The sequence below is a fragment of the Paraburkholderia sp. BR14312 genome, from assembly GCF_040948675.1.
GTDB lineage: Bacteria > Pseudomonadota > Gammaproteobacteria > Burkholderiales > Burkholderiaceae > Paraburkholderia > Paraburkholderia nodosa_A.
This window is the reverse complement of sequence record NZ_JBFPKI010000094.1, coordinates 1-264: the sequence shown is the minus strand read 5'-3', so window position 1 is coordinate 264 and position 264 is coordinate 1. Positions and strand designations below refer to the sequence as shown.

The window sequence follows — 264 nt, the reverse complement described above, 5'->3', positions numbered from 1 at the left end:
ACAACCAGCCGGTGTTCTCCTTCAAGCTGCGCGGCGCCTACAACAAGATGGCGCATCTCTCGCCCGCGCAGCTCGAGCGCGGCGTGATCACCGCCTCGGCGGGCAACCACGCGCAGGGCGTCGCGCTTTCGGCGGCGAAGCTCGGCGTGAAGGCCGTGATCTGCGTGCCGGTGACCACGCCGCAGGTGAAGGTCGATGCCGTGCGCGCCCACGGCGGCGCCACCGTCGAGGTCGTGCAGGCCGGCGAGTCGTACAGCGACGCCT

The 264-nt window shown here is 70.8% G+C and carries 1 protein-coding gene; it reads left to right on the top strand.

The features are described from left to right. Positions 1–264, top strand: a 264-nt coding sequence (locus AB3X98_RS42170; RefSeq protein WP_368610459.1) for a pyridoxal-phosphate dependent enzyme, incomplete at both ends; no start/stop codon positions are given.